Below are 22580 nucleotides of genomic sequence, written 5' to 3'. Positions count from 1 at the left end.
TGAATTGTAACATTTATGTTCGAATGTATAATTCCCATTCACTCATGCCAAACTTTATGTACACTCATGTTTTTATCCTTGGTTTACACCGGTCAAATAAAAAAATATAAAAAAGAACGAAACTACAATTGACAGCATAAAACAAACAGGAGTAAGCTATTAGTTGCATGAATTCATGGTGCGGCCTTTGAAAGCCCCCCATTTCGTATAGAGGTGAAGAACTTATGGAACAACAAATTCAAGCGAAGATGGAAGAAAGCCTGCTTGTGTGTGTTTACCATGGCCCTAACGGCGAACGATTGATTCGAAGAGGGGCTAGAATTGCATCGAAACTACAATGTCCGCTTTACATTCTCACAGTTGACGCGGCTCCTGTAGATGAGCTTGACCATGAAAAGAGCCAATATCTTGATTATTGGAAAGAATTATCTAAAGAAGTCGATGCCACAGAATTTATTATTAAAGACAATGAAAAGCGGCCTGCTGCAAAGGTAATTTCAGAAGTCGCCAAACAAAAAGATATTACGCAAGTGCTAATCGGGCAAACCGCTAAAAGCCGATGGGAGGAAATTACAAAAGGATCGCTCATTAATGTCTTATTAAAAGAGCTACCTTTCGTTGACCTTCACATCATTGCTGTTACACGGGGCTTGAAAAACTATACAGAAGAGCACTTCGAAAAAGGTGTTCGTGCGTATCTCGTTAAAGATACATCTGGTAACGGCTACCAACTAAGCTTTAACCACACGATGGCTTGTGCTTATGAAGGCATCTTCTTTAAAGAAGTCGGTACCGATTTTAACAACGGCGTATTTAAGTTTATGAAAGATAATAAAATGATTGAAGTTCACGTCACTGATGATAACGTGAAACCATCTGAGAAGTTCCTAAATGAACCTAAAACATAAAACGCAGAGCGATTCGGCTCTGCGTTTTATGTTTTAGCGTAAATTCATACGTACGTATATAGAATGAACGTAAGATATTCCTGATTTGCGCTGTTAGGTGGTGGGTTGGAGGGGAGTGCGGTGCTAGGTGCCATTTTGCGCGCAAGTTTGTTCCAACTAGAGCGCACATTCAATGCTCACTCATAAGGGAGCACCCTGTCGGCCCCAGCAGGGCTGAAGCCAAATCTGACTCGGTTCGGCGCGAACTGCACCGACGTCTTGTGGGTACATCAGGCCGGGAATGTACACGTGACCCGGTAATCTGTTACCGAGTTTAGGAGAATATACCACTTTTCCTGTGATTTTCCTCAGCTTGAGAACCGTTCAGTCGTAACTCGAGCACAGCTTCCACTTTACCAAGCTTCCCATTGGTTCTTGAGGAAGTTCTTTAGTTCAACTTATATAGAAGCAATTTCTTTTCCTTCCTCCATCGTCACCCTACGACTTTTCTTACTGAATATCTAGCTTTTCAATTGCCAAATACTCACACCTACGCCTTGTTTCAACTCACTCATGCTGAAACTCATTTACCCCCTCCTACTCTCAATAAGTGGTATAGACCTATTGATCATCTAATTGTCCGCTGTATGATTACATAAAGGCTTTTGCATGTACCCGCTTTATATAATTCAAAATATTTAATCATTTATTAAACACTAAAAAGGAGGACTGCACATTGAAATTCAACATCAACTCTCTCTTATTTATCACGACGTTCATCGCCAGTGCATCTATTCTACCAGCCGAAGGACAAACGAAACAGACGTTGCCCCTTAATGGGACAATTCCAGAAACTGTGGACTCAGCCAAAATTGAACTAGAAAACGAAAAGACAGCCCCGATTTATTCTACAGATGATGTGATTATTGAGCACCTCTACGTGGAAACCGAAGTTGATACCGATGGTGACGGTGAATTAGATCGTGTATCAATTCAAGTAATGCGTCCGAATACTGCTCCAGATGTAGAAATTCCAGTCATTTACGAAATGAGTCCATACCGTTCTGGAATTAATCCGATTAACTTCCACGATGTTGACGTTGATCTCACTCCAGTTGAAGCACTTGCCGGTGTGCCTTTTGCAAATGAAGCAGCTACCCAAAACTTTGGCAGGCTAGGAAACTACTATGTCCCCCGAGGGTATGGGGTCATCTTAGGAGAGAGTATCGGAACCGGTCTTTCTACAGGGTGTCCAACGACCGGTGACATGAATGAAATCTTAGGTACAAAAGCCGTTATTGATTGGCTAAACGGTGAAGCGAGAGCTTTTAATGAAGAGGGTGAGGAAGTCGGTGCCGATTGGTCAACGGGCAATGTCGGTATGACCGGTGCATCGTATAACGGTACCCTCCCGAACGGAGTGGCTACAACCGGTGTAGAAGGACTAAAAACAATCATTCCCGTCGTTGCCATTAGCAGCTGGTATGATTACTTCCGAGCAAACGGCGCCGTTGTCGCACCTGGAGGGTTTCAAGGAGAAGATACAGACAACCTTGCTGAAGGAGTGCTCACCCGCGACAACCGAGAAGTTTGTGATGGGATGATTTCTTCTTTATTTGAAGGACAAGACCGGGCGTCTGGCGATTATAACGAGTTCTGGGCTGAACGTGACTACGTGAAAGACGCTGACCAAATTCAAGCGAGTGTCTTTGTTGTTCATGGTCTTGCAGATTGGAATGTGAAAACAACACAGTTTGCGCAGTGGTGGGAAGCACTGAAAGAACATGATGTCACTCGGAAGATGTGGCTTCACCAAGGCGGACATAGCGGTGCTCCTAGTTCTATTTGGCAAGAAACTGAGCACAGGTGGTTTGACTACTGGTTATATGGAATTGAGAATGGCATTGTGGATGAACCGCTAGTAGACGTTCAACGTGAAGACGGTAGTTGGAATCAAGAAGCGGATTGGCCAGCCGTCGAGATGGAAGAAAAGACGCTTCACTTTAATTCTCTAAATGAAGGTGATGGAGGGACGTTGCGTGTTGACGCAAATGCTGACGCGGTGAATGAAATGTTCACGGATAACCCAGCGATCCGGGCGAATCAACTTGTCAAAGATCCTCAGTTGAGCAATCCCCATCGCTTATCTTATCTATCTCCTGCACTTAGTGAAGATGTACGTTTAAGCGGAACACCAAAAATAAGTCTAGAAGCAAGTATTGACCAACCGGTTGCGAACCTCACCGCACTGCTCGTTAATTACAGTGGCTCCAATGCTGAAATTATCTCACGAGGTTGGATGGACCCTCAAAACCGCAACTCTGTACAACAATCCGAGGCCATTGTTCCCGGAGTAACGTACACATTTGAATGGGAAATGGAACCGAAAGATCACGTATTTGAAGCCGGGCATCAAATTGGAGTCATCATTATAGCGAGCGATCATGAGTATACACTTCGTCCCCTTGCAGGTACAGGATTAACCGTCATACCTGGCGCCAGCAACATCACGCTGCCCCTTGTCGGAGATGAAAATTCTTGGACCATCTCTTCAGATAGCTTACAATCACACATTCAGCAATTTGCTGACGAGGGTGCTTTTGAAAACGAAGAAACCGTTCGTGCTTTGCAATTACATTTAATCGCAATTAGTCGTTATGAAAGTCAACAAAGCAGTGAAAAGATTGTACGTCACATGGATGGGTTTCAACATCTACTCACTCACCACCTTGAAAACGATTTGATCTCTGAACAAGCCTACGACACATTGCGTATACAAGGACAAGAACTGGTTGAATATTGGAACTGAAAAATTGAATTAACGAAAGCCGACCTAAAGAAATTTCTTTAGGTCGGCTTTTTATCGGATTATAGTACTTTTCTAAGCAAAACACACCAAAAGTTCACAACGAACGGAAACTTCTGGGGGGAGAGCGATCTGCTTATCAGCTGTTTCGTTTACGTCGCTTTTTTATCCAATGACTCGTTCCACTCATTGATGCCGTTGAGCAATTCTTCCACAGACTGCTCAAAAGGATACTCTTTCAGAATGATGTGTCGCTCATTGTCTGAAAGCTTCTCCCATGCGTGCTTGAGTTCATTGCCCTCTCGCGTAAACTTCATCAGCTCGTACTTAAAATCCATTCATCATCACTCTCCTTAGAAGGTATACGTATACGTACCCTTCACTAGCGACACGCAAACTGTAAATTCTGTTATCATTGCGATATGCTACCACCTAAAGGAGGGTTTCCTATGTTCCATATTTCAAATTTACTCACACTCATCGTATTCTCTATTATTGGATTTTATCTACTGTATTGGACAATACGCCTCGCGGTAAAACACGGCTTAGCTGACCACGCCAGTGGAAAAAAATAAACCTGTTTTAAGTCTCAGGGTAGAAATGACGCAAATCCAATTCAAGCTCGATACCGAGTATAAGGTCGGCAAGTAATTTCCCAGCTCCTGGTGCCATCGTGAGACCTGTTGCCCCAAATCCATTGCAGTGATAGACATTGTCATAGGCGCGCATTGGACCGATTAAAGGCTTGTTATCGGCAGGTATAGGTCGAAACCCTATTCTCGTCTCTAGTAACTCATATTCGTAAGCACCTGGTATGACGCGTTTCGCTTCACTGAGCACTTCATGTAGTCCGCCTGCGGTTAATCGGTAATCAAAGCCTGTATCGTCTTCTCTCGTCGCTCCGACGACGAGCCGCTCATCATCAAATGTGAGCATATAATAACTCGATTCTGGTTGTACGATCGGCCACTCACTCGTATCCATTCCGTTCGGCCGTAAATGTACAATTTGCCCTCGTTGCGCGCGAATCGCGTGGCGTGGTTGAACGGGCATATTTAGTTCATTTTCCCAAGCGCCGGTAGCAAGAACGAATCGCTCGGCTTCAATCTGTTCACCGCTTTCGAGCTTAATACCCGTCACTTCGTCACCTTCGATGACGATTGATGCTTGACCATTTATCCATGTTGCACCATGATGCACCGCTGCTTTTTGAAGAGCAAGTTGCAACTTCTTTCCATCAACCCGTGCTCCACCGGTAATATGTAGCGCATGAAGCGCGTCTGATAACGGTGGAAACAAGCGTCTCGCCTCTTCGTTGGATATTTTATTTACTTCACCAATTTCAGGTGATGTTCGCCGCTCTTCTTTTAATTTCATCACGGCGTCATCCACTGCCTGTTCCTCAGTAAATACACCAAGTGACCCCACTTGTCGATAGCTCGTCTCCGAAAAGCCTGTAGCTTCTAATGATTGCTGCAATTTTTTGTAGTAGCTCGCACCATATGTTGATAACTGATATGCCATTGTGTTTTTGTTACGCTTCGTAATCCATGGACAGATAATGCCTGCCCCCGCATCTGTTGCCCTTCCTTCGTGATTTGCATCAATGACCGTTACGTTCTCACCTTGTGCTGCTAAATGGTAAGCGACACTGCTTCCTGCAATGCCACCGCCAACAATAATGGTCCTCATACATGTCCTCCATTTTGCTTATTTTTTATTTTATATTCTACACGATCAATCCGGGTTGAAAAATACAATTCGTGTCAACACTAATGTCGAAAGCGCTTACTTGATTTCACAGCTTCTCAATCCACGTCATACACTGTATAACAGAATGAGTTTTCTCTTTTAAAAACATAAAAGCCTTGATATGATGAAAGATAGGCTAACGCTCAACAACAAAGACAGAGCGTTGTATTTTCACGCTGGATTGAACAAAAAGGGTGAATGACATGACTGATTGGATTTATGATGCACTAACGAAAACGATACCTGAAGATAAAATTCTTATAAATGAACCGCTTAAACATTATACACATACACGCACAGGCGGAATCGCAGATTACCTTGTTCTTCCTGCAACGTACGAAGAAGCTCAGCATGTAGCTGCACTCGCACACAATGAAAACATTCCACTGACGATGCTCGGAAATGGTTCCAATCTCATCGTTCGGGACGGTGGAATTCGGGGAATTGTTCTACACTTTCTCCATTTGGATGCAATTGAACAAGATGGAAATTTGCTCATGGCCCAAAGTGGTGCGCCGATTATTGATGTGTCACAACGAGCTTTAAGCGAGCACTTAACAGGGTTGGAGTTTGCTTGTGGAATTCCTGGCTCTGTCGGCGGAGCACTCGTGATGAACGCAGGCGCTTACGGAGGCGAAGTGTCTAACGTATTGAAGCACGCCAAACTGCTAACGCTTGAAGGCGTTATTATTACACTTACGAACGAGGAACTTGAGCTTTCCTATCGGAGCAGTGTGATCTCGAAAAAGCATTACATTGTGTTAGAAGCTGTTTTTGAACTAGAGGTTGGCGATGTGACAGCAATTCGAGCGAAGATGGATGAGCTTACGCATTTGCGCGAACTCAAACAGCCACTTGAGTATCCTTCTTGCGGCAGTGTATTTAAGCGTCCTCCAAACCATTTCGCAGGAAAACTCATTCAAGACAGCGGACTTCAACAAACACGAATCGGAGACGCCGAGGTTTCTGAGAAACATGCCGGTTTTATTGTGAACCGTGGAAATGCTACCGCTACAGATTATGTTTCGCTCATTCAGCACATCCAAAAAACGGTGAGCACGAAATTCAATGTCGACTTGCATACCGAAGTGAAAATTATTGGAGAAGACTGAGCCTAGGGCTCAGTCTTCTTTGTACGGTGCCCGCTGGTACAAGTAGTTGGGCAACTTTAGCTTATTGTCTATTTCTTGATGAAAAATGGCAGTTGTCGCCGGAGACATGGGAGGAATCAGCCAAGTCCAATCTCCTGTTACTTCCCTTCCCGCGTCTTTTTCTAATTGCTGAAAGTACTCAAATTGTTTGGCTGCCGTATGGTGATCAACAATCGTCACACCGTTTTCTTGATAGGAATGTAGTACTGCTCGATTTAATTCAACGAGGGCTTCGTCTTTCCATAACGTTGACGGGTGACCTCTTGGGATATTTAGCGCATCGGCCACTTCTGGAAGTTTATGATATCGAAATTCATCCGCCAAATTTCTCGCGCCAACCTCGGTCCCCATATACCAACCGTTAAACGGTGAGGCAGGATACGTTACGCCACCGATTGAAAGACTCATATCAGAAATAATTGGCACGGCATACCATTGTAAGTGCAAGTCGTCGAATCGCTCGTCTTTCGGATGCGTAATGGCTACCTCTCGCACGATTTCTTCGGGTACTTCTTTTAGTTGAGGCTCCGCATCGCCAAATTGAACGACGAATGGTAACACATCATATTCTGTGCCTTTCCCTTGCCACCCTAACTGTTCACATACCTGTGTAAAAGGAATGGAGGCGGCATCGCCAATAATCCCTCCATCACGTTCATAACCGGCGTAACGTATGAGCTGATGGTTCCATATTCGACATTCATTGTTACTGCCAGCTGCTGGGAACACTGTAATTAGCGAGCGAATTCGGCCGTTATTCGTTGCCTTAACAATATGGTTCTCTAAATACAAGAAAATGTCTTCGGCCGATTCAACGTGTCGAGCGTCCACGACCTCCAGGCTATTCCAAAACAACCGCCCAATACAGCGGTTGCTATTGCGCCATGCAACTCGTGCACCGTACGTCAGTTCTTCTGTCGTCTGAACGTACGTGCCTGTACGTTCAATCTCTAATTGGACATCGTTCCACCTGCTATGACAAATGTCTTGTTGATTTGTTTCTTGATAATAGCCCATTAGAAACTCGTGGGCATCTTGTTGTACATTCATGACCGTTTTGGCACCTCTTTTTCATGTCATACACGTATCTTTCGTCAATCATCTAAGATCCATGAGAAATTTTGAAACCTTTATGTTATCTTGTCGTATAATCAATAGGAGTGCTTTTTCGACTTAACAGCGAGATCAACTTCGCTTACAATATATATGAGTTCCTAGATAAAAGGAAGTGTTACGCACATGAATATTGGGTTTTTCCTACTGCCAAAACAAGAGGTCAAGTACTTAAGCCCGGATGCGACAATTAGACAAGCGATCGAAAAAATGCGCCACCATCGGTATACAGCTGCCCCACTTGTGAATCAGGACGGAAAATATGCCGGCACAATAACCGAAGGTGACTTACTTTGGGTCATTATGGATAATAGAGATCAAGCGATGGAAGATATTATGAACTTGCGATTAAAAGATATTCCGCAGCGCGTGAAGAATATTCCCATCTACATTCATGAAGAGATGGAAGATCTCGTCGCACTATCATCTGACCAAAACTTCATCCCCGTTATGGATGATTCTGGCTACTTCATTGGTATTGTTCGCAGAAGAGATATTATTAAGTACTGTTCCAACCGTCTATTCGAATCAAAGCAAGAAGAAAACATCTAATCCGAAGATTAGATGTTTTCTTTATGACTGATATTGCTTGACGACATGATGAAGCTTTAGCGCATGGCTAATTTCACCGTCAATTTTTAGCTGGCCTGTCATGTAAGCGGTTGTAGGATTCCAGTCCCCATCAAGTAACTTTTCGAAGTTCTTGTCGCTCATCTTCAAAACACAGTCTGCTTCCCCAGGAACCGGGTTTGATTGCACCTGAACGGACCCTCCGGTAAAAGCAATACCGTGCAATCCTTCGGTCTTTAATTCAAAATGGTAGGTTCTCTCCAAATGTTGGATATGTTCAGGATTGTTGTTCATTTGATCGGCTAGTTTTTGAATCTTCTCTTCAGTTGACATACAATTTCTCCCTCTCATTCCAAGCGTTACGTACCCTTTCATTGTACCTAAAGGCTAGAGAAGATTAAAGAGAAAAATCATCAAAATTAACGAAAAAATGAGACGATTCTACGGGCGAGCTGTCGTATACGATGCTGCCTGTTCCCGCAACTTATATTTTTGGATTTTTCCCGATGCTGTCATCGGGTATTCGCTCACGAAGAATATGTCTCTTGGAATTTTGAAGTGCGAGATCTGGTCTTTACAATACGCCTTTACATCTTCGGTCGTTAAACTCGCTTCTTCTTTTAGAATCACCCAAGCTGTTACAGCTTCACCTAGTCTCGCATCAGGGACACCCACTACTTGTACGTCCAAAATGTCTGGATGTGTATACATGAACTCTTCAATTTCACGTGGATATACGTTCTCTCCACCCCGAATGATCATATCTTTTAATCGCCCTGTAATTCTGCAGTAACCGCTTTCATCCATGACTGCCAAATCACCTGTACGTAGCCAACCATCTGCTTGTAGAACAGCCGCAGTTGCTTCTTCATTTTTGTAATACCCTCTCATGACATGGTAGCCACGTGTGCATAACTCTCCTTGAACATTTGTTGGAACCTCTTCATCTGTTCCAGGGGTAACAATCTTCACTTCAACATTCGGTAGCGCTTTCCCTACCGTTTCCACTCGTACTTGCAAAGGATCATCGACTCTCGTTTGTGTTGAAACAGGTGATGATTCTGTTTGCCCGTAAGCAATCGTAATTTCCGTTAAGCCCATGCGCTCAACTACCCCTCGCATGACCTCTACAGGACAGTTCGATCCTGCCATAATACCCGTACGAAGCGAAGATAGATCAAACGAATCAAACCGCTTTTCATTCATTTCTGCAATAAACATCGTAGGGACCCCGTGTAAAGCTGTGCACTCTTCATCTTGGACCGTTTGCAACACTTCAAGCGGTTGAAATTCTTGAACCGGCACCATCGTTGCACCAACAGAAACAGAAGCGATCGTCCCCATTACACATCCGAAGCAATGAAAAAACGGGACAGGGATGCATAACCGATCTGTACTTGTTAACTCCATACAAGCGGCAACGTTACGGGCGTTATTCACGATGTTTCTATGAGTCAGCATCACACCTTTAGGAAACCCGGTCGTCCCTGATGTATACTGCATGTTGATGACCTCATCCGCATCGAGGTCAGCCATTCGAGCGTCTAATTCCCCTTCCGTTACACTGTCCGCAGCAGCGATAACGTCTGGCCAATTGTACATACCTGGATGCCGTTCATCCCCCATAAAGATAACGCGCTTAAGGTGCGGAAGCTTGCTCAATTGCAACGCACCGGGGGTGGCATCTTTTAGTTCCGGAATAATATCATATAACATGTTGATATAAGACGTTTCTTTATATTTATCCATCAAGATTAATGTCGAAGAATCAGATTGTTTCAGTAAATACTCTAACTCTTTCTTTTGATAATTCGTATTGACTGTAACTAAAACAGCGCCCAACTTGGCAGAAGCAAATTGCGTGGTCACCCACTCCGGTTTATTCGTTGCCCAGATCGCTACATGGTCTCCTTTTTCGATTCCTAGCTGCATAAATCCCCGAGCCGTTTGCCGACATAACTCTTCAAACTGTGCATAAGTGAGCCGCAACCCACGGTCTCGATAGACGAGCGCTTCCCGCTCTGGCTGTTTTTTTGCTGTGTTTTCAAGAAGGTGACCTAATGTATCATGGATCATTTCTACCATTTCAATAACCGCCTCCTGTTTCGTAAATGGATGTATTACTTGATTCGCTACAAACCATCCAATGTCCTTGCCAAGATTTTATATTCTATCTACAATTGTATAGATAAGAAAATAAATTATCAAAAATTGTAATTATCTATTTTTTAATATAAATCATGCCTTCAAAGACGAGGAATAAGTAAACAGGCAGAGGAGAAAAATGATATGAAAAAAACACTCACTATCGTTTTCATTTGTGCAATTTTAGTCATTGTATTTTTGCAGTTTAATGCCGAACCTGAAATATCAGAAGAAGAAGCACTGTCATCTGTCATAGTTGAAAATAGTCATGACACCGGAAAAGTCGATATATTGTCTATAAGTAAGCGATGGGGAAATTATATTATAGAATGGGAGAATGAAGAAAACTGCGAAAGAGGTACAAATACCGTTGATGGACATACCGCAGAGACTATAAGAGGTGAAGTAACCCTTTGTTAATTTAGTGTATACAAGCCAAATATTATATATGAATATGGCGAACTACAACTATAATTAGTTCTTACTTAAATGTGCACGCTATCGACAACGTCTTGTTTCGACACCTCCGGTTTCAATAGATATTAGCCCTCAAGGTTTATGTGGGTAAAAACTTAGCTTTTTCCACATATGAACAGGTGTGATCGATGAAAAAGAGCAGTTACTTCCTCTGACTCTTTTATGTGGCAATCCGCCCTTCAAACGAGTTACTTTAGGACACTAACTGCCTCATATATTACGATTTGTGACAGTTGACAAAGCTTTTGTGAAAACCTAGGTTGAGAATGACGGATATTGCTTAATGAATGGCCTCCACTGTATTGTATAGAACAGTGGACAGAGGAACGAGTTCATGCTGTACTTTGGGTCTGGAATACACAGTAAACGCAGTAGCGCGAGTCGATGTCGCACTTGTGCTACCGCGGAGTACAACCGCCTGCCTCTAGTCCTAGTTGCGGACGCCTTTCTACTATTCCCTGACCATAATAAAACCAGGAGGTGCTTGTGCACCTCCCGGTTTTACTAGTTTATACTCTTACGATGTGAATTTCGTCTGCATTTGCGTTAAGTGCAGTCGTTAACGCGTTTAGCACGTTCTGGTGTTCACCATATGCACCTTCTGCGCTTCCATTTACATACACTTGGTACACATCTCCTGACCCTGGAGACGGATACTGATAGTTGTTGCTGCTTCCAACACGCTGGACCGTAATTTCTCCAGCGGTTCCTAAAGCTGACGACACACTGTTCGTAATATTGTCTGTGTCCCCATAAGCTCCTTCTTGAGTCCCATCAACGATGACACGATACGTTGATGATGGTGGTTCACCACCACCGCCATCTTCTAAATCAAAGATGTCAGCAATCCCGTTTGCGTGTCCAACAGCGACCGATTGCAAAAAGCTAGAATCTGAAAGAAGCGCTGCATCGCTTGCATTATCGATGAACAGGTTTTCTGTTAAGATCGCTGGCATTGATGTTTCACGTAATACAGCGAAATTTTGTGACTTTTGGCCACGATCGCTCACACTAATCTGGCTCATAATCGCATTGTGAATTAACGGCTGAAAGTTCACCTCATCTTGGCTTGGAGAAGAATGAATGAACGATTCAAAACCTGTTCCCCCACCTGCGTTTACGTGAATGGATACGAAATAATCAGCACCCCAATTGTTTGCGAGTATTGCTCGTTGACTTAAATCAACAAACACGTCCGTTGTCCTTGACATTTCAACCTCTACCCCAGCGTACTCTTCGAGCAAGTCTCTCACCCGAAGGCCAATATCAAGTACTAAATCCTTCTCTTGAAGACCATTGCCAACAGCACCTGGATCGTTACCACCGTGTCCTGGATCTAAAAAGATTCTTACCATGCTTATCATCTCCTTTCGTTACATAAAGACGATAAGCATGCCAATCATCAACATGAAATCAAAATTAGGCTTTAACTTAGTCCTTTTCGACCTCATTGTCTTCATAAGAGATCCAGTCACTCCAACTTCCTGGATAAAGTTTTATATTTTTTAATCCTGCTTTTTGCATGGCAATAATGTTCGCATTTGCGGAAACCCCAGAACCACAGTAAACGATCACTTCTTCTTCGTTTCGTAAATGATCATACATTGCCCGCAAATCTTCCTCTGGCTTCCATACACCTCGTGCCGCAAGATTATCTTTCCAAAACATATTGATCGCTCCAGGGATATGTCCCGCCTTATGATCCAATGGTTCACTTGTACCGTTGTACCGTTCAGGTGCCCTTGCATCAACGAGCGACACACCATTTCGATCCTTTCTTTGTTTCAGTTCATCCATAGAAATGACCATGTTCTCATTCACATCGGATTCAAAAGAAACCGGTATAAGTTTAGGTACTTCCGTTGTAACGGGATACCCTTGCTTCATCCACTCTGAAAAATTCTCGTCCATAATCGATGCGTTTTTTTGACCGACATAATGGAGCAACCACCATAGCCGACCCGCCATCTGCCCATGATCGTCATCATAAATGACGACGTGCTTCTCTTTGTTTATGCCTTTTTCACGAAGCTGCTGAGCGAACACTTCTGGATCTGGAAGCGGATGTCTGCCCCCGTGTGTACCTACATTTCCAGACAAATCATTTTTTAAATCAAAGAACAATGCACCTGGAATATGAGATTTACGATAGGCTTCACGACCGGCTTTCGCGTCTTTCAAGTCAAATCTACAATCAGCAATAATGACATCGGAATCATTCATATGCTCAAAGAGCCATTCCTTTGATACAGTACATGTTGTGTTCATTCGTATCACCTCTTTAAAAATTGCCGCGCGCCCTGATCTTCTTATAGAAGATCAAAATCCCAACATAGACACGCTATGATGGGACCGTGGTGTTTTCAATTAACATTCCTTAATCGCCCAATACTCGAGTACTAGCAATCGTTAGGAAAGGATTTACGTCGAAAATGTTCGTTTTTGTAAGACAGCACCTAAAGATACAAACAATACAGCGGTGGCTAGTAGGACAAGAAAGCTCCAATGCGCTTGTGTACCTGGTGTGAATAACATTGGGAAAAACGCCCAGCCTATCGCAATCGTTCCAATTCCAATACCTAGCGTATACAATCGATGACCTGTTTTCATCATTGCACCCCTCTATATTATCAAACTGTTCTCATGATTTTGTCAACATAAATGAATTAACAAATGTTCATTATTATAGTAATCTTTAAGAAATAGAGAGAAGGATGTGTTTCCTTGAAGAAACGATTAGACCAACTTAAACAAACGGCAAAATCACAAGGTCAAGAAGCGGTGCTCATTACTTCAACAGCCAACGTATATTACTTAAGTGATTTTTATTGCAACCCGAAAGAGCGATTTCTCGGCCTGCTTTTATATACAGATGAACGTGAGCCTGCCATTATCTGCCCTAAAATGGAGACAAGCCTAGCGATTGATGCTGGCTGGACGCACGACATTATCGGCTACGAAGATACTGAGAATCCATTAGAGAAAATTCCTTTCGTATCATCGTTGGCGATTGAGGAAGATCACCTTATTGTCGCAAGATACAACGAGCTAAAGCGACTTCAACCAAGTTTATCGCTTTCTTCCATCGATGGCGCACTGCTCGCACTTCGTGCAGCTAAGGATGATGAAGAAATTGTCCGTCTACAAGAAGCTGCAGAGTTTGCTGATATCGCTGTTGAACTTGGTGTATCTGTCCTTCGCGAGGGAGTTAGTGAGCTTGAAGTGATTGCCCATATTGAATCTGAATTGAAAGCAAAAGGCATTACGAAAATGAGCTTTGATCCAGTTGTATTGTTCGGACCAAATGCCGCAAATCCTCATGGTAAACCAGGGACATCAACGTTGAAGCGTGGAGATGCCGTATTGATGGATTTAGGTGTCATGTGGAAAGGGTATGCCTCGGACATTACCCGAACGGTCTTTTTCGGTGAACCGACGAGCGCTCACCGTCACGTATATGAAACCGTTCTTGAGGCAAATGAAGCCGGAATTTCAGCTTGTGTGGCAGGTGATCAAATTAAACAGGCCGACATCGCGGCCCGAAACGTCATTGAGCGTGCCGGTTTTGGTGAGTACTTCACGCACCGCCTCGGTCACGGTTTAGGCATCGAAGTTCATGAAGCGCCGTCGATGCATGGGAACAATGAAGAGCGTCTAGAAAACGGGATGGCACTAACCGTTGAACCAGGGATTTACCAGTCTGGGGACATCGGCGTGCGCATCGAAGATGACATAATCGTAACCGTGAATGGACCACTCGTACTCACACGCTATCCGAAAACATTACAAATCATCTAAACGCAAAAAAGCAGACAAGGAACGATCCTTCGTCTGCTTTTTTATGTGTTTGCATGAACGGGCAAAAAGAAATTACGAATATCTTTCCAATGATCGACTCGAGTGAATCGATCTTCTCCGTGATTGTGAAATGCAGTGTAGAGAATGCCTTCGCCCGTAAATCCTTCTAGCTTTGATACGTGATCATCCACGAGGTAATCGGCATGAATAATACTTTTATCTCCACAGAAAACGAAGTTTTGTGGTGTGAGAAACGGGAAATGTTCACGCAACCATTCGTACTTTTCATTGAAACAAGTGGGCACTTCCATCGCTGCGGTTGCAATAAATAGTTCATAGTGTTCGTCTAACTCTTTCATGACTTCTACCGCATCTTCCATAACTGCTAGCCCTCTAAAAAATCCAGGCTCTTGCAAAATTTCATAGATTTCTTTTGTGTGATGCGGTCGCAAATCTTGAAGCTTTTGTGTGACCAATTGGTTAGGCTGGATGCTGTCTTCAAAACGCTCATTGTATCGCTCGAGTAACTCGGACACGAGATCGGCCATCACTTCATCCATGTCAAATGCAATTCTTTTTCTCATATTTTCACCCCCATCATTCTAATTGTACTAGAAATACAACTTATGAGCCATTCTCACTCATTACGATCTCGGCTTACCGACAAGCAAGGTCACATCAACCGTTACGTCCAATTCAGTAAGATGTAACATCTGCTCTTTACGATCCACACTTGCATCCCAACTCACCGGCGTCATGTGTATAAGTGCGGGGATGTGTTGACGAGCGACGGTTTTTACTTTGTGGACTTGTTCTTTTTCTAAAATATGAAACCGTCTTTCAAAGTTCTCGATTACATCAGTAGGATCGAGAGGATCAATATGATCTCCATACAGCCGGACGCGCAATTCCTGTAGATAATCCGGTCCCGGCATTGCTTTAATAACAAAGCCATCTGAACGTAACACTCGAGAAAATTCGCGGCTATTTACCGGAGAAAAAAGGTTCAATATCACATCAACAGAATCATCTTGAACGGGCAGTTGTTCAAGATTAGCGACAACCCACATCAGGTTTCCTGTGAAATCCGTCGCCTTTTGGATTGCATCTTTAGATAAATCCAACCCGATTCCTACAGAACTTCCAAGCCGACGTTGAACAGATGCCAAGTGACTTCCTTCTCCGCACCCCACATCTAACAGCTCTCGCACATCTTCTTTATGCCGCTGAATCAAGGCGCCAATGTGTTCAATCATCGGTTCATATAACCCTTGGTTGTAGATGTCCCGTCTTGCCGTGAACATCTCTTTTGTGTAATCACTATTCACCACTTTTTGGAGTAGGTGTACGTAGCCTTTTTTTGCGAGGTCATATACGTGCCCTCCAGCACATTGGAGCTGTTTATCAAGGAGCGTCAAGTTTCTGTGGCACGCAGGACAAACGATCAAGTGCCCATGTTCCCGAAACAATTCAGTCGCAATCTCTATCTTTTTCACAATGATAACTCCTATCGTTTTAAACTTCTCATATCATATCACAGCAGAACAACTTTTTACGTTGTGTTTCATTTCTACGATTCATCATGCCCTTCGTCTCTAGAAATATAGAATATATTGGGTGAAAATACATAATTATGAGGGCTTTTCCATGTATTATGGCTTAGATTGTGTTAGCGTAAGTTTTGGTCAGCTCATAAAGTTCATCACGCAATGCATGAATTTGCTGTATGCCTACAACAAGGAGAAGATTGTATTGAACAGCCCAAGAGGATTTGGCATTATGCTTGCCTTTGTCATTATTATTTTTATTGAACCTGTGCGTGTTTGGATTACTGGGGATCCAATTAATGAAAGTTATTGGTACATTCTACTCGGGTTTGGGTTTCTACTTGCGATCGTTATCATACGTTTTATCATTCAAGCCGTTAGACGTAACCGGGCAAGGGAGCGTAATGAGGAACTCGATGGGATGCCTCCACCCGCAGACAATTCCGGTGACTTACGGTACCAAGAACCGATTGATATGATGCATGACCATCCAGTGCAGATTTATAATGCGAGTGGTGAGCGAGTAGCTACTTACAAGTACACATTCCGAACAGCATTTGAGAAGTGGAGTTCACTTTCTGGATTTATGGACTTTCGCGACATCGAAATCAAAGATACCGATACTGGGGACGTTCTTTTATTCCAGGCGAGACCTCTCTACAAAAACTTCTTTCGCCCGAAATGGGACGTATATTTGAATGGGGAAAAGCATGGCTTTTTTGAAGTCGCTCGCATGTCCATTAAACAAGTCCAAAAAGAAATGCTATTTAACTATCATACGCATGGCCAAAAGTATCAAGTCGTCAGCCCCCGACTTTCTACGTCTTCCACAATAACGACTGAGCATGCAACACTTATGGAAATCGAGCGGACCGTATTCGGGCTTACGAGCAAAGGTGAAGATGGAAACCGAGGTCGCAAGCACGAAATAAAGATCGAAAATGATGACGAACTTCGCTTCATCGAAAAAATTGGCATGTACCAGCAGTCCATGACAAGAGTCCGAAACTAACGGCTCATAAGCGTAGGGAAATGGATCTGGGGGAGCGGGGGGGGGGGCTTTGTTTTCGGTGTCGAAAGTGTGCACTTTGGTGTCGAATGCGTGCACTTCGTTGTCGATTACGGGCACTCCTATGTCGAAAACGGGCACTTCGGTGTCGAATGCGTGCACTCTAATGTCGAAAACGGGCACTCCGCATTGCATCCATGGCGTAGACTCTTACTGGGCATATATTTGACACACGTCAATGTGGGGGCGGGGGCTTGGGGGGTGATTACGGGCACTCTCGTTGTCGAATGTGTGCACTTCAATGTCGATTACGCGCAATCCCGTGTCGAAAGTGTGCACTCTAATGTCGAAAACGGGCACTCCGCATTGCATCCATGGCGTAGACTCTTACTGGGCATATATTTGACACACGTCAATGTGGGGCGGGGGCTTGGGGGGTGATTACGGGCACTCTCGTTGTCGAATGTGTGCACTTCAATGTCGAAAACGGGCACTTCGGTGTCGAATGCGTGCACTCTAATGTCGAAAACGGGCACTCCCCCCAAGCCGAACGTATCTCAGCCCGAATTTATTCCATTTTCGAAAACGGGACTCCCCTCTCAACCTACATCCAGCTCACATCGAAAAAACGCTACTTTCAACCATAAAAAAGTGGATGTCCTATATAGGGACATCCACTTTTTTATGTGCCTGGCTGCTTATTTTACAGCATCATATAAACGTTCTTTCGGTACGGGAGGGACAATGCCTTCTTCAGCTGCCCGGCCTAGTAGTTCGTGTATCGCCCTATACCCTTCGGTGCCTAGATCTCTCGTAAACTCATTTACATATAGATCAATGTGTGACGCTGCGACGTGTTCGTCCATCTCTTGCGCATGTTCCATCACGTAAGACTTTGAGGCTTCAGGATGCGCCCATGCGTATTCAATTGATTGGCGGATCCAGTCTGTAATTGTGGACACATCAAGCTCTCGCTTGGCAATAATGGCGCCAAGTGGAATCGGTGAGCCTGTGTCAGTCTCCCACCAATCGCCTAAGTCAACAAGTTTAGATAGCCCAAATTTTTCGTACGTAAATCGCGCTTCATGGATGACGAGGCCAGCATCCACCTCGCCTTCTTTTACCGCGGGCATGATTTGGTGGAATGGCATGACGACAATTTCTCCAAATTGACCTTCCACTTGTTGCTTTGCCCATAACCGAAACAGCATATAGGCGGTTGACCTTTCGCTAGGGACAGCGACTCGCTTTCCAATCATATCTTGAGCTTGTTTCTCCCCGTTTGTGAGCACTAGTGGACCACATCCTCTCCCAAGTGCACCACCACAAGGGATAAGGTGATAGTCTTCTAACGCCCAAGGAAGTGCAGCAAACGATATCTTCATCACGTCATGATCATCGGGGTCTCCGTCAATAGCAAGTGTATTCGTCACATCAATATCTGCATACGTCACTTGAAAGTCAGGGGCACCTTCAATCTTACCGTGCGTGAGTGCGTGAAAGACGTAAGTGTCGTTCGGACATGGTGAAAATGCGATTTTCATCGTAAAACCTCCATTGCTTTCGCAAGTTGTTCCAACGCCTCAGGAATTTTCCAGGCACCTCTATCCCGTTTGCCGACAAAGTTGGATATTGCCCGTATTTCGACGACAGGTACGCCGTACTCCTTTGCAGCTGAAGCGACGCCAAATCCTTCCATGCCCTCAGCAACCGCCTCAGGAAATCGCTCTAGTAAATCTAGCGCGGTGTCGTCTGTGCCTGTCACAGTAGATTTCGTGATAATAACTCCTGATTTCATTGTTTGCATAATTTGGGGGGATTCAATACGGGAGGAGCCAAACCCGAGTTCTTCTACTGGGATAAAAGAATCGGCTGTCTCTGCCCCTAAATCTGCACAAACGATGTCCGAAGAAATGACAACTTCTAATATTTCTGCTCTTTCTTTAAAGCCCCCACCGATTCCGGCATTGATCACGAGATCGTAATCATCTTTCGCCAAACATATTGCCGTTCTCGCTGCAGCACTTGCGGGACCAACACCTGCCGTTTCCACTTGAATGTTCGGATTTGTACCAATGCCTTTTTCCACAGCTTCTTTTTCCGCATCAACTGCAGTCATAATTAATATTCGTTTCATTGTCTAACTCCTCACGTTAATGCCCAATCTGTTTGCCATTGTGTCGGAACCGGGTAGCCTGATTGCTTGAGCGCAACATAATATTGTCCCGTATGAATTCCTTCGTGTTGAACGGCAATCTGCATTAATTCTACCGGTGTAATCGCACGATCGTCAAAAGTAATATGGTTCTTTTCGGTATACAAAAACGCCTCCGCAAGTCGCTCCGCACTAGACAGAAGTAGTGAACGAACAGGGGCATCATCGGGCACCTTCTCACCTGGAAATTGCACTTTGCCCGAGAATAGCGCTGATCGATACACGAGGCGCACTCGAATAAGATGGGCAAACAACTGGGACGGTGTGCCTAATTGTTCATGAACAGACTCCCCCCATCGTTCTTCTGGAATGACATCTGCTAGTTGATTGTTCAGCGATGTTGCATGTAACAGCCCGTCTGTTTCGATGCTCATCCCTTCCTTTCATCATGTATAGTGTCTTTAACTACGCGCTGCACGGCTGTAATCGTCGCTTCAATTTGAGTGGAGGTCACGTCTTTATGGGTGACAAGACGGATGATGTTCTTTCCGTAAGGGTTTGCGAGAACGCCTTCAGAATAGAGTCGGTGTGAGAACTCTTTTTCTGTGCATTGGAGTCCATCTGTTTCGACAAGAATAATATTCGTTTCAACCGGTGTGTGAATGCCCATCCCGGGGATATTTCCAATCCCTTCAGCAAGGCGTTTTGCGTTCGTGTGATCGTTCTCTAAGCGATCAATCATATCGGTGAGTGCAATCTTTCCCGGCGCTGCGATCACACCTGCTTGCCGCATTCCACCACCTAATCTTTTTCGCCACTTTCTTGCACTCTTTATGAAAGCTTGGTCCCCGGCAATGATGGATCCAACGGGCGCCCCTAATCCTTTTGAGAGACACACTTGTACCGTCGTGAATGACTCAGTAAAATTCTTAATCAGTTCTCCCAATGCCACACTTGCATGAAACAACCGCGCACCGTCAAGATGCGTAGGGATTTGATAACGGCTTCCTAAGTCAGTAACATTTCTCATCTCCTCAGGGGTTATAATGGTACCTCCGTGTCGATTATGGGTGTTCTCCATGCAAATGAGCCCAGTCTCAGGAGCATGAATATCATCTGGACGAATCGCTTCTTCAACATCCGCGACGTCCATCACTCCTCGCACCCCATATACCGTACGAGGTTGCACACCAGCAAATGCTGCGATAGCAGCTCCTTCATAGTGAAAAATATGGCTTTCTGCTTCCATTATGACTTCGTTGCCAGGTTGGCAATGTGCAAGAACCGCAATTTGATTTCCTTGTGTTCCACTCGTCACAAATAACGCCGCTTCTTTTCCAAGTAGCTCGGCTGCGTATTCTTCCAAGTCATTGACCGTCGGATCATCTTCATACACATCATCACCAACAACCGCATCTACCATTGCTGCTCGCATCGCTTCTGTCGGCTTCGTAACCGTATCGCTTCTAAGGTCAATCATCGACCTGCCTCCTTGTCGTAAAAGTGCAAGTTTTGTAGAAAATAAGGAAAGGTTATCCTTTCGACAAGATTATCGTGCATAATGACCACCTGTCCTTTATAATGCACTAATGGATCATAAGAAACAGTAAAGGAGCGTACCCTATGGACTTTGGATTATTGGCCCTTTTGCCCCCCGTGGTAGCCATTATTCTAGCCATCTTAACGCGTAATGTTGTACCTGCCTTATTTGTAGGTGTTTGGATTGGTGCAACGATGCTTAGTGGTTGGAACCCATTTCTCGGCCTATACGCAACGTTTAATGACTTTATCATACCTTCTTTAGGCGATGAATGGAATGCAACGGTCTTATTGTATTGCGGCTTATTCGGTGTTCTCATCGTCGTATTCCAGACGACCGGAGGCGCCCAGGCGCTAGCGAATGCTTTTGCAAACCGCATCCGCTCACGCAAAGGTGCTCAAGCTTCAACAGGATTTTTAGGATTAACGTTGTTTATTGATGATTATTTTAACGCATTAACTGTTGGTAGCGTCATGCGTTCAATCACAGATAAATTGAGAGTATCTCGAGAAAAACTTGCTTACATCGTTGACTCAACGTCAGCACCGACATGTCTTTTAGTGCCGGTTTCGACGTGGGTCGTTTATGTGATGGGGTTAATTGGCACTGAGTTTGTGCGAATGGATATTGACCAAAGCGAGTATCTCATGTACTTAGCCACAATTCCGTTTAACTATTACGCGATTTTGGCGATCTTCACCGTGTTTATCGTCATCTTTTTACGATTTGACTACGGACCGATGGCAAAAGCCGAGCTCCGTGCAGTAACAACTGGGAAACTCATTCGTGACGGAGGTCAACCGCCTGCCGCTGACGAGATTACACAAGCGGAACCCGTGACTGGCACACCAAAAATTCGAAACTTGCTCGTTCCGATGCTCGTGTTGCTAGCGCTCATTCCACCACTTTTCTTGTGGACCGGAAACTACCCAGAAAACAGCTTTGTCGTTGCGATCGGCGAAGCGGACGGAGGCATCTCAATCCTACTTGCCGCTGTTGCTGCCATTTTCGTTGCACTTATTATGGGTGTATCTCAAAAAATGTTTAGCTTCATGGAAGCTGTTGGGCTGATCATGAAAGGCATCAAAGGCATGATGCTCGTTTTCGTTATCTTAATTCTTGCCTGGTCGATCGGCTCTGTGTCATCCGAAGTCGGTACCGATCAGTTTCTCGTAAATGTAGCTGAACAGTCCCTCATATCACCGGCGTTAATTCCAATCCTTATTTTCATTGCTGGGGGCATTATCGCTTTTACAACGGGCACATCTTACGGTACCTTTGCCATCATGATTCCGATTGCGATTCCGTTAGCGGTATCGATGGACATTAGTTTACCGTTAGCAATCGCCGCTGTTTTAAGTGGAGGGATTTTCGGAGATCATTGTTCTCCCATCTCTGATACGTCTGTGCTTTCTTCTGCAGGTGCTGCGAGTGACCATATCGACCACGTCAACACGCAACTTCCCTATGCGATTACTGCAGGAATTGTCGGGATGATCTGCTTCTTCATTGCCGGCATCACCAATTCATGGTGGATTGCTCTTTTAACAGGGCTTGTGCTTATGACTGTCGTCGCCTTCTTGCTCACAAAGCTTTGGGGTCAAAAAATACCAGTAGAAAACCAGTGATC

Annotated in this window: 23 protein-coding genes and 1 pseudogene; 10 read left to right on the top strand and 14 right to left on the bottom strand. The window is 44.4% G+C overall.

All coding sequences use genetic code 11. The features are described 5' to 3' along the window. The first annotated feature begins 224 nt into the window (after positions 1-224). From ACE1TF_RS19480 to ACE1TF_RS19470, 3 genes and pseudogenes are all read left to right on the top strand, one after another. Positions 225-908, top strand: a complete 684-nt coding sequence (locus tag ACE1TF_RS19480) for a universal stress protein (protein WP_042398289.1) — start codon at positions 225-227, stop codon at positions 906-908. Positions 909-1635: 727 nt separating this feature from the next. Beyond that, positions 1636-3414: pseudogene (locus ACE1TF_RS19475) on the top strand (Xaa-Pro dipeptidyl-peptidase); the annotation flags it as partial. Beyond that, positions 3394-3696, top strand: coding sequence for an FIMAH domain-containing protein (locus tag ACE1TF_RS19470; protein ID WP_375019246.1), 303 nt, complete (start codon positions 3394-3396; stop codon positions 3694-3696). The pseudogene ACE1TF_RS19475 and the gene ACE1TF_RS19470, both read left to right, overlap by 21 nt. A gap of 149 nt (positions 3697-3845) precedes the next feature. Here the strand turns inward: ACE1TF_RS19470 and ACE1TF_RS19465 are convergent, their stop codons facing one another. Beyond that, the gene (locus tag ACE1TF_RS19465; protein ID WP_042423030.1) at positions 3846-4031 is read right to left on the bottom strand and encodes a hypothetical protein; all 186 of its coding nucleotides are present in this window, start codon (positions 4029-4031) and stop codon (positions 3846-3848) included. Positions 4032-4142: 111 nt separating this feature from the next. Between ACE1TF_RS19465 and ACE1TF_RS19460 the strand changes: the two genes are divergently transcribed. Continuing rightward, positions 4143-4268, top strand: a complete 126-nt coding sequence (locus tag ACE1TF_RS19460; protein WP_255357843.1) for a hypothetical protein — start codon at positions 4143-4145, stop codon at positions 4266-4268. A 7-nt stretch (positions 4269-4275) separates the two neighbouring features. On the opposite strand, the gene ACE1TF_RS19455 is transcribed toward ACE1TF_RS19460, so the two are convergent. After that, the gene (locus tag ACE1TF_RS19455; protein ID WP_375019224.1) at positions 4276-5385 is read right to left on the bottom strand and encodes an NAD(P)/FAD-dependent oxidoreductase; all 1110 of its coding nucleotides are present in this window, start codon (positions 5383-5385) and stop codon (positions 4276-4278) included. Between the two features lie 263 nt (positions 5386-5648). On the opposite strand from ACE1TF_RS19455, the gene murB reads away from it, so the two are divergent. Next, positions 5649-6557, top strand: a complete 909-nt coding sequence (gene murB, locus ACE1TF_RS19450; RefSeq protein ID WP_375019222.1) for a UDP-N-acetylmuramate dehydrogenase — start codon at positions 5649-5651, stop codon at positions 6555-6557. A gap of 9 nt (positions 6558-6566) precedes the next feature. Here murB and ACE1TF_RS19445 read toward each other — a convergent pair whose 3' ends face one another. Next, on the bottom strand, positions 6567-7646 hold the full coding sequence (locus ACE1TF_RS19445; RefSeq protein WP_375019220.1) for a nitric oxide synthase oxygenase: 1080 nt from the start codon (positions 7644-7646) through the stop codon (positions 6567-6569). A gap of 189 nt (positions 7647-7835) precedes the next feature. On the opposite strand from ACE1TF_RS19445, the gene ACE1TF_RS19440 reads away from it, so the two are divergent. Continuing rightward, positions 7836-8261, top strand: a complete 426-nt coding sequence (locus tag ACE1TF_RS19440) for a CBS domain-containing protein (protein ID WP_042398280.1) — start codon at positions 7836-7838, stop codon at positions 8259-8261. Positions 8262-8282: 21 nt separating this feature from the next. Here ACE1TF_RS19440 and ACE1TF_RS19435 read toward each other — a convergent pair whose 3' ends face one another. Then, the gene (locus ACE1TF_RS19435; protein ID WP_375019218.1) at positions 8283-8612 is read right to left on the bottom strand and encodes an SCP2 sterol-binding domain-containing protein; all 330 of its coding nucleotides are present in this window, start codon (positions 8610-8612) and stop codon (positions 8283-8285) included. A 108-nt stretch (positions 8613-8720) separates the two neighbouring features. Next, complete coding sequence (locus tag ACE1TF_RS19430; RefSeq protein ID WP_375019216.1) at positions 8721-10364, bottom strand: AMP-binding protein; 1644 nt, start codon at positions 10362-10364, stop codon at positions 8721-8723. Between the two features lie 204 nt (positions 10365-10568). On the opposite strand from ACE1TF_RS19430, the gene ACE1TF_RS19425 reads away from it, so the two are divergent. Further along, positions 10569-10844, top strand: a complete 276-nt coding sequence (locus ACE1TF_RS19425; protein WP_375019214.1) for a hypothetical protein — start codon at positions 10569-10571, stop codon at positions 10842-10844. Between the two features lie 566 nt (positions 10845-11410). On the opposite strand, the gene ACE1TF_RS19420 is transcribed toward ACE1TF_RS19425, so the two are convergent. From ACE1TF_RS19420 to ACE1TF_RS19410, 3 genes are all read right to left on the bottom strand, one after another. After that, positions 11411-12256, bottom strand: a complete 846-nt coding sequence (locus tag ACE1TF_RS19420; protein ID WP_375019212.1) for an N-acetylmuramoyl-L-alanine amidase family protein — start codon at positions 12254-12256, stop codon at positions 11411-11413. A 76-nt stretch (positions 12257-12332) separates the two neighbouring features. Continuing rightward, entirely contained in the window at positions 12333-13169 is an 837-nt protein-coding gene (locus ACE1TF_RS19415) for a sulfurtransferase (RefSeq protein WP_375019210.1), read from the bottom strand. 153 nt (positions 13170-13322) lie between these two features. After that, positions 13323-13511: a hypothetical protein gene (locus ACE1TF_RS19410; protein ID WP_042398270.1), complete on the bottom strand. Its 189-nt coding sequence runs from the start codon at positions 13509-13511 to the stop codon at positions 13323-13325. A gap of 114 nt (positions 13512-13625) precedes the next feature. Between ACE1TF_RS19410 and ACE1TF_RS19405 the strand changes: the two genes are divergently transcribed. Continuing rightward, on the top strand, positions 13626-14699 hold the full coding sequence (locus ACE1TF_RS19405; protein ID WP_375019208.1) for a M24 family metallopeptidase: 1074 nt from the start codon (positions 13626-13628) through the stop codon (positions 14697-14699). Between the two features lie 41 nt (positions 14700-14740). Here the strand turns inward: ACE1TF_RS19405 and ACE1TF_RS19400 are convergent, their stop codons facing one another. Together ACE1TF_RS19400 and ACE1TF_RS19395 are read right to left on the bottom strand one after the other, a co-directional pair. After that, entirely contained in the window at positions 14741-15283 is a 543-nt protein-coding gene (locus ACE1TF_RS19400) for a 5' nucleotidase, NT5C type (RefSeq protein WP_375019206.1), read from the bottom strand. Positions 15284-15343: 60 nt separating this feature from the next. Beyond that, on the bottom strand, positions 15344-16195 hold the full coding sequence (locus tag ACE1TF_RS19395; protein ID WP_375019204.1) for a methyltransferase domain-containing protein: 852 nt from the start codon (positions 16193-16195) through the stop codon (positions 15344-15346). A gap of 256 nt (positions 16196-16451) precedes the next feature. Here ACE1TF_RS19395 and ACE1TF_RS19390 point away from each other — a divergent pair, with 256 nt between their 5' ends. Beyond that, a complete protein-coding gene (locus ACE1TF_RS19390) occupies positions 16452-17258 on the top strand; it encodes a tubby C-terminal domain-like protein (RefSeq protein ID WP_375019202.1) in 807 nt (268 codons plus the stop codon). Between the two features lie 695 nt (positions 17259-17953). Here ACE1TF_RS19390 and ACE1TF_RS19385 read toward each other — a convergent pair. Genes ACE1TF_RS19385 through ACE1TF_RS19370 form a run of 4 tightly spaced genes read right to left on the bottom strand, consistent with a single transcriptional unit; the run spans position 17954 to position 20890 of the window. Beyond that, on the bottom strand, positions 17954-18799 hold the full coding sequence (locus tag ACE1TF_RS19385) for a 1,4-dihydroxy-6-naphtoate synthase (protein WP_375019200.1): 846 nt from the start codon (positions 18797-18799) through the stop codon (positions 17954-17956). Next, the gene (locus ACE1TF_RS19380) at positions 18796-19392 is read right to left on the bottom strand and encodes a futalosine hydrolase (RefSeq protein ID WP_375019198.1); all 597 of its coding nucleotides are present in this window, start codon (positions 19390-19392) and stop codon (positions 18796-18798) included. Before ACE1TF_RS19380 ends, ACE1TF_RS19385 begins: the two co-directional genes overlap by 4 nt. Positions 19393-19403: 11 nt before the next feature. Next, complete coding sequence (locus ACE1TF_RS19375) at positions 19404-19844, bottom strand: DinB family protein (protein WP_375019196.1); 441 nt, start codon at positions 19842-19844, stop codon at positions 19404-19406. Beyond that, entirely contained in the window at positions 19841-20890 is a 1050-nt protein-coding gene (locus ACE1TF_RS19370; protein ID WP_375019194.1) for a threonine aldolase family protein, read from the bottom strand. Before ACE1TF_RS19370 ends, ACE1TF_RS19375 begins: the two co-directional genes overlap by 4 nt. 143 nt (positions 20891-21033) lie before the next feature. Between ACE1TF_RS19370 and ACE1TF_RS19365 the strand changes: the two genes are divergently transcribed. Continuing rightward, complete coding sequence (locus ACE1TF_RS19365; RefSeq protein WP_375019192.1) at positions 21034-22578, top strand: Na+/H+ antiporter NhaC family protein; 1545 nt, start codon at positions 21034-21036, stop codon at positions 22576-22578. The last annotated feature ends 2 nt before the right edge of the window (positions 22579-22580 follow it).

This window comes from Geomicrobium sp. JSM 1781026, from assembly GCF_041949955.1.
Lineage (GTDB): Bacteria > Bacillota > Bacilli > Bacillales > Marinococcaceae > Geomicrobium_A.
This window is presented reverse-complemented; position numbering and strand designations above follow the sequence as displayed.

Bases quoted from the DNA above. Each gene is read 5' to 3' on its own strand.
- ACE1TF_RS19480 (WP_042398289.1), top strand. From the start codon at position 225: ATGGAACAACAAATTCAAGCGAAGATGGAAGAAAGCCTGCTTGTGTGT.
- ACE1TF_RS19465 (WP_042423030.1), bottom strand. From the start codon at position 4,031: ATGGATTTTAAGTACGAGCTGATGAAGTTTACGCGAGAGGGCAATGAA.
- ACE1TF_RS19460 (WP_255357843.1), top strand. From the start codon at position 4,143: ATGTTCCATATTTCAAATTTACTCACACTCATCGTATTCTCTATTATT.
- ACE1TF_RS19455 (WP_375019224.1), bottom strand. From the start codon at position 5,385: ATGAGGACCATTATTGTTGGCGGTGGCATTGCAGGAAGCAGTGTCGCT.
- murB (WP_375019222.1), top strand. From the start codon at position 5,649: ATGACTGATTGGATTTATGATGCACTAACGAAAACGATACCTGAAGAT.
- ACE1TF_RS19445 (WP_375019220.1), bottom strand. From the start codon at position 7,646: ATGAATGTACAACAAGATGCCCACGAGTTTCTAATGGGCTATTATCAA.
- ACE1TF_RS19440 (WP_042398280.1), top strand. From the start codon at position 7,836: ATGAATATTGGGTTTTTCCTACTGCCAAAACAAGAGGTCAAGTACTTA.
- ACE1TF_RS19435 (WP_375019218.1), bottom strand. From the start codon at position 8,612: ATGTCAACTGAAGAGAAGATTCAAAAACTAGCCGATCAAATGAACAAC.
- ACE1TF_RS19430 (WP_375019216.1), bottom strand. From the start codon at position 10,364: ATGGTAGAAATGATCCATGATACATTAGGTCACCTTCTTGAAAACACA.
- ACE1TF_RS19425 (WP_375019214.1), top strand. From the start codon at position 10,569: ATGAAAAAAACACTCACTATCGTTTTCATTTGTGCAATTTTAGTCATT.
- ACE1TF_RS19420 (WP_375019212.1), bottom strand. From the start codon at position 12,256: ATGGTAAGAATCTTTTTAGATCCAGGACACGGTGGTAACGATCCAGGT.
- ACE1TF_RS19415 (WP_375019210.1), bottom strand. From the start codon at position 13,169: ATGAACACAACATGTACTGTATCAAAGGAATGGCTCTTTGAGCATATG.
- ACE1TF_RS19410 (WP_042398270.1), bottom strand. From the start codon at position 13,511: ATGAAAACAGGTCATCGATTGTATACGCTAGGTATTGGAATTGGAACG.
- ACE1TF_RS19400 (WP_375019206.1), bottom strand. From the start codon at position 15,283: ATGAGAAAAAGAATTGCATTTGACATGGATGAAGTGATGGCCGATCTC.
- ACE1TF_RS19385 (WP_375019200.1), bottom strand. From the start codon at position 18,799: ATGAAAATCGCATTTTCACCATGTCCGAACGACACTTACGTCTTTCAC.
- ACE1TF_RS19380 (WP_375019198.1), bottom strand. From the start codon at position 19,392: ATGAAACGAATATTAATTATGACTGCAGTTGATGCGGAAAAAGAAGCT.
- ACE1TF_RS19375 (WP_375019196.1), bottom strand. From the start codon at position 19,844: ATGAGCATCGAAACAGACGGGCTGTTACATGCAACATCGCTGAACAAT.
- ACE1TF_RS19370 (WP_375019194.1), bottom strand. From the start codon at position 20,890: ATGATTGACCTTAGAAGCGATACGGTTACGAAGCCGACAGAAGCGATG.
- ACE1TF_RS19365 (WP_375019192.1), top strand. From the start codon at position 21,034: ATGGACTTTGGATTATTGGCCCTTTTGCCCCCCGTGGTAGCCATTATT.